Annotated in this window: 4 protein-coding genes; 2 read left to right on the forward strand and 2 right to left on the reverse strand. The window is 73.5% G+C overall.

Annotated elements, in window-relative coordinates; genetic code table 11:
• Positions 1-57: 57 nt before the first annotated feature.
• Both meaB and ACFXA3_RS15865 read right to left on the reverse strand, forming a co-directional pair.
• Entirely contained in the window at positions 58-1,017 is a 960-nt protein-coding gene (meaB, locus tag ACFXA3_RS15860; RefSeq protein WP_385187139.1) for a methylmalonyl Co-A mutase-associated GTPase MeaB, read from the reverse strand.
• A gap of 83 nt (positions 1,018-1,100) precedes the next feature.
• Positions 1,101-2,297, reverse strand: a complete 1,197-nt coding sequence (locus tag ACFXA3_RS15865) for an acetyl-CoA C-acetyltransferase (RefSeq protein ID WP_385187140.1) — start codon at positions 2,295-2,297, stop codon at positions 1,101-1,103.
• A 137-nt stretch (positions 2,298-2,434) separates the two neighbouring features.
• On the opposite strand from ACFXA3_RS15865, the gene mce reads away from it, so the two are divergent.
• Together mce and scy are read left to right on the forward strand one after the other, a co-directional pair.
• Positions 2,435-2,863 carry a methylmalonyl-CoA epimerase gene (mce, locus tag ACFXA3_RS15870; protein ID WP_053784712.1) on the forward strand — a complete coding sequence of 143 codons (429 nt, stop codon included), beginning with the start codon at positions 2,435-2,437 and terminating at the stop codon, positions 2,861-2,863.
• Between the two features lie 192 nt (positions 2,864-3,055).
• Positions 3,056-5,179: polarized growth protein Scy (gene scy / locus ACFXA3_RS15875; protein ID WP_385187142.1), on the forward strand; the 2,124-nt coding region annotated here is incomplete at its 3' end.

The following is a 5,179-nucleotide window of genomic DNA, read 5'->3' on the forward strand; positions in this document are numbered from 1 at the left end:
GTCTTTGGGTGTGGCGGCTGGCTGTGTGGGGGGGGGGGGGGGCTCTCGCGTACCGGCCTACGCCTCGGTCAGCGTGGCCAGGAGGGTGTCCGCGGCGGCGTACGGGTCCAGCTCGCCGGCCGCGACCCGGGCCGCGAGGGCGTCCAGGTGGGCGTCCCCGTGCACGTCCGCCATCCTGGCCCGCAGGGCCGTCACGGCGATGGTCTCCACCTCGCGCGCGGCCCGGGCCGTACGCCGCTCGGCCAGCACCCCGCGCTCGTCCATCCACGCCCGGTGCTTCTCCAGGGCCTCGACCAGCTCGTCGATGCCCTGGCCGCGGGCCGCGACCGTCTTGACGATCGGCGGCCGCCAGTCGCCCGCGCCCCGGGACTCGCCCAGGCCCAGCATGTGGTTCAGCTCGCGGGCGGTCGCGTCCGCGCCGTCCCGGTCCGCCTTGTTCACCACGTACACGTCGCCGATCTCCAGGATGCCCGCCTTGGCGGCCTGGATTCCGTCGCCCATCCCGGGGGCCAGCAGCACCACCGAGGTGTCGGCCTGGGAGGCGATCTCCACCTCCGACTGGCCCACGCCGACGGTCTCGACCAGGATCACGTCGCAGCCGGCCGCGTCGAGCACCCGGATGGCCTGCGGCGCGGCCCAGGCCAGGCCGCCCAGGTGGCCGCGGGTGGCCATGGAGCGGATGTAGACCCCCGGGTCGGAGGCGTGGTCCGACATCCGGACCCGGTCGCCGAGCAGCGCACCGCCGGAGAACGGCGAGGACGGGTCGACGGCGAGGACGCCGACCCGCTTGCCGGCCTTGCGGTACGCGGAGACCAGCGCCGAGGTGGACGTGGACTTGCCGACGCCCGGGGAGCCGGTCAGGCCCACCACGTACGCCCCGCCCGTCAGCGGGGCCAGCGCCGCCATCACCTCGCGCAGCTGCGGGGACGCCCCCTCGACCAGCGAGATCAGCCGGGCCACCGCTCTCGGCCTGCCGTCACGCGCCTGGGCCACCAGCTGGGGGACGTCCACCGTCATACGTGCTGCGCTCCTCGGTTCTCGCTGCGGGTACGGCTTCGGGTACGGATTCGGGGCGGTCCTGTTTCCTCGGACCGTGCCGGCTAGGGAACGCGGACGATCAGGGCGTCGCCCTGGCCGCCGCCACCGCACAGCGCGGCCGCGCCGACCCCGCCGCCGCGGCGCTTGAGCTCCAGCGCCAGGTGCAGCACGACGCGGGCGCCGGACATGCCGATCGGGTGGCCCAGGGCGATGGCGCCACCGTTGACGTTCACCCTTTCCGGGGTCACGCCGAGGTCCTTCATTGACTGCACGGCGACCGCCGCGAAGGCCTCGTTGATCTCGATGAGGTCCAGGTCGGAGACCTCCAGGCCCTCCTTCTCCAGGGCGTGCAGGATCGCGTTCGACGGCTGCGACTGGAGCGAATTGTCCGGACCCGCCACGTTGCCGTGGGCGCCGATCTCTGCGATCCACTCCAGGCCCAGCTCCTCGGCCTTCGCCTTGCTCATCACGACGACGGCGGCGGCGCCGTCGCTGATCTGCGAGGAGGTGCCGGCGGTGATCGTGCCGTCCTTGGCGAACGCGGGGCGCAGCTTGCCGAGGGACTCCACCGTGGTCTCCGGGCGGATGCCCTCGTCCTGGGAGAAGATCACCGGGTCGCCCTTGCGCTGCGGGATCTCGACCGGGGTGATCTCGGCCTCGAAGACGCCGTTCTTCTGCGCGGCGGCGGCCCGCTGGTGCGAGGCGGCGGCGAACTCGTCCTGCGGGGCGCGCTCGATGCCCAGGCGGGTGTTGTGCTTCTCGGTGGACTCGCCCATCGCGATGTTCTCGAAGGCGTCGGTGAGGCCGTCGTAGGCCATCGCGTCCAGCATCTCGATCGCGCCGTACTTGAATCCCTCTCGGGACTTCGGCAGCAGGTGCGGGGCGTTGGTCATGGACTCCTGGCCGCCGGCGACGACGACGTCGAACTCGCCGGCGCGGATCAGCTGGTCGGCGAGGGCGATCGCGTCGAGGCCGGAGAGGCACACCTTGTTGATGGTGAGCGCCGGGACGTTCATCGGGATGCCGGCCTTGACGGCGGCCTGACGGGCGGGGATCTGGCCCGCGCCGGCCTGCAGCACCTGGCCCATGATCACGTATTGCACCTGGTCACCGGCGATGCCGGCCCGGTCCAGCGCGGACTTGATGGCGAAGCCGCCGAGGTCGGCGCCCGAGAAGGACTTCAGCGAGCCGAGCAGCCGCCCCATGGGGGTGCGGGCCCCGGCGACGATCACTGACGTGGTGTTGTTCGTTCCGGACATGGAGCACAGCCCCTTGAAGATGAGGAGTGAACGAGGGTTTACCTGAATGTACTGAGCGGTACCCGCGCCGTCACCGGGCAGTCGGTGTGATCGCTGGCACGTTGCGTGACCACCCTCCTCGGCGGTGCACTGGTCCCATGCTGACAAGAATCGACCACATCGGGATCGCCTGCTTCGACCTGGACAAGACCGTCGAGTTCTACCGTGCCACGTACGGCTTCGAGGTGTTCCACTCCGAGGTCAACGAGGAACAGGGCGTCCGCGAGGCCATGCTCAAGATCAACGAGACCTCCGACGGCGGCGCCTCCTACCTCCAGCTCCTCGAACCCACCCGGGAGGACTCCGCGGTGGGCAAGTGGCTGGCCAAGAACGGCGAGGGAGTGCACCACATCGCCTTCGGCACCGAGGACGTCCTGGGCGACTCGGAGGCCATCCGCGGCAAGGGCGTCCGGGTCCTCTACGACCAGCCCCGGACGGGTTCGATGGGCTCCTCCATCACCTTCCTGCACCCCAAGGACTGCCACGGAGTCCTCACCGAACTGGTCACCTCCAACCCCGACCATTGATGGACCACTGATGGCCCGATTCCCCGGCCGGTAGAGTGGCCATGGCTCGGCCGGGGTTCGGTGCGGAGACGGGGTCGGGGCCTGTGACCCCTGCCCCGGTATCTGACACCATTCCCCGGGGGCGTCGTTCAGCGGGCGAGCGATGCTCAATTGGGAGTGAGCTTGCGACCAGGGGACGGATGGGACCGCGCTGTGCGGGGCTACGAAAGCCAGGAGAGCCATCAGGCTGAAGCCGACCATCTCTCGCGCTTCGAAGCCGAGATGGAGCGGCTGAAGAAGGAGCGCGGGAAGGCCGTCCAGCACGCCGAAGACCTCGGATACCAGGTCGAAGTGCTGCGCGCCAAGCTCCACGAGGTACGCCGCAACCTGGCGTCCCGGCCCGCCTACGACGGCGCGGACATGGGCTACCAGGCGGAGCAGCTGCTCCGCAACGCCCAGATCCAGGCCGACCAGATGCGCTCGGACGCCGAGCGCGAACTGCGCGACGCCCGGGCGCAGACCCAGCGCATCCTGCAGGAGCACGCCGAACACCAGGCGCGCCTCCAGGCCGAGCTGCACGCCGAGGCCGTCAACCGCCGCCAGCGGCTGGACCAGGAGCTCAACGAGCGCCGCCAGACCGTCGAGGCGCACGTCAACGAGAACGTCGCCTGGGCCGAGCAGCTGCGCTCCCGTACGGAGTCCCAGGCCCGCCGGCTCATGGACGAGTCCCGCGCCGAGGCCGAGCAGTCCCTGAACGCCGCGCGCGCCGAGGCGGCGCGCGTCGCCGAGGAGACCCGGCGCCGGCTGGCCGCCGACGCCGAGGCCGCCCGCACGGAGACCGAGGCGACCCTGCTGCGCGCCCGCAAGGAGGCCGAGCGGCTGCTGACCGCCGCCTCCGCGCAGGCCCAGGAGGCCACCGAGCACGCCGAGCGGCTGCGCAGCAGCACCAGCGCCGAGGCCGAGCAGACCCGGCAGCAGACCCTCGACCTCGGCCGGGTCGCCGAGCAGCGGGTCCAGGAGGCCGACGGCGCCCTGCGCTCCGCGCGCGCCGAGGCCGAGAAGCTCCTCGCGGACGCCAAGGAGAGCGCGTCCCGGCAGCTCGCGTCGGCGGAGTCCGTCAACGAGCAGCGCACCCGCACCGCCAAGGAGCAGGTCGCCCGGCTGGTCGGCGAGGCCACGAAGGAGGCCGAGGTCCTCAAGGCCGAGGCCGAGCAGACCCTCGCCGACGCCCGCGCCGGCGTCGAGCGGCTGCGCGCGGAAGCCGCGGAGCAGGCCCGCGCGGCGGCGGCCGAGGACACGGCCGCGCAGCTGGCGAAGGCCGCGCGCACGGCCGAGGACGTGCTGAACAAGGCCTCGGAGGACGCGCGGGCGACCACCCGTGCCGCGTCCGAGGAGGCCGAGCGGATCCGCCGCGAGGCCGAGTCCGAGGCGGAGCGGCTGCGCGCCCAGGCGGCGGCCACGGCCGACGAGCTCAAGGGCGCGGCGAAGGACGACACCGAGGAGTACCGGGCCCGGACCGTCGAACTCCAGGAGGAGGCCCGGCGGCTGCGCGGCGAGGCGGAGCAGCTGCGCGCCGAGGCCGTCGCCGAGGGCGAGCGGATCCGCGGCGAGGCGCGCCGCGAGGCGGTCCAGCAGATCGAGGAGGCGGCCCGGACCGCCGAGGAGCTGCTCGGCAAGGCCAAGTCGGACGCGGACGAACTGCGCGGCGGGGCCAGTGCCGAGAGCGAGCGGGTCCGCGCCGAGGCCGTCGAGCGGGCCACGACGCTGCGCAAGCAGGCCGAGGAGACGCTGGAGCGGACCCGCGCCGAGGCCGAGCGGCTGCGCACCGAGGCCGAGGAGCAGGCGGAGGCCGTCCGGGCCGAGGCCGACGCGGCGGCGCGTGCGCGGCGCGAGGAGACCGAAGAGGCCCTCGCGGCGAAGCGGGCGGAGGCCGACGAGGAGCTCGTCCGCCTGCACACCGAGGCCGAGGGCCGGCTGGGCACGGCCGAGCAGACGCTGCGCGATGCGCGCGGGGCGGCGGAGAACGTCCGCCGGGAGACCGCCGAGGAGGCCGACCGGCTGCGCGCCGAGTCGGCGGAGCGGATCCGTACCCTCCGGGCGCAGGCGGAGGCGGAAGCGGAGCAGCTGCGCACGGACGCAGCGCAGGACGCCGGGCGGGTGCGCGCGGAGGCCGAGCAGGTCGCCGTGCGGCTGCGCAGCGAGGCGGAGTCCGAGGCGGAGCGGGTGCGTTCCGAGGCGCAGGAGACCGCGGACCGGCTGCGCGCGGAGGCGAAGGCCGCCGCCGAGCGGGTCGCCGCGGAGGCCGCGGAGGCGCTGGCCGCCGCGCAGGAGGAGGCC

This window comes from Streptomyces sp. NPDC059456 (assembly GCF_042750055.1).
Classification (GTDB): Bacteria; Actinomycetota; Actinomycetes; order Streptomycetales; family Streptomycetaceae; genus Streptomyces.